This window comes from Vibrio sp. 1402, assembly GCF_033340275.1.
This window is the reverse complement of record NZ_JAWOWE010000503.1, coordinates 1-576: the sequence shown is the minus strand read 5'-3', so window position 1 is coordinate 576 and position 576 is coordinate 1. Positions and strand designations below refer to the sequence as shown.

The following is a 576-nucleotide window of genomic DNA, read 5'->3' as shown; positions in this document are numbered from 1 at the left end:
TCTTATAGCAGTTACCTGCAACTGTAATTCCGCGCACAGGTTGAACACGTTGACCATCACGGCACAAGAAACCACTCGCGCCAAATGAGAAATCACCACTGACAGCATCTGCACCAGAGTGAACCCCTTGCAGTTCCACTAATTCTAGGTATTCACCTGCTTTGACTTCTGACACACTGCTGTTGCCTGTCGCAATCACCTTGTGATTCGCTGACACGTCTAAGCTCGATTTTGCACCGCGAGCAGCACTTGCCGTCGACACTGCACCTAAATAACTCGCTGTTTGGCTATTGTGCAATAGCGTTCTCAGTTGGCCATTGGCGATCAACACATTGTCTTGAGTGGCAAAACCTTCACTATCAAACCCTGCGATAGCCATACCATTTGGCATGTATGCCGCATCGGTAAAGGTGAGAAGTTCACTTGCTACGCTTTGACCAAGCTTGTCACCCAGTGGCGTAATGCCTTTCATCGCACTCACACCAGAAAACGCACTGCCAAAGGCACCAAACAGGCTGCTTAGCGCATTGATGTGGAAGATGGCTGGAGAGTTACCTGTCGCAACTGGTACTCCAT

Annotated in this window: 1 protein-coding gene; it reads right to left on the bottom strand. The window is 49.5% G+C overall.

Features of this window, described 5'->3' with window-relative positions:
* A partial coding sequence (locus R7044_RS26930; protein WP_263857068.1) for a metallopeptidase TldD-related protein occupies window positions 1–576 on the bottom strand: 576 nt, incomplete at both ends.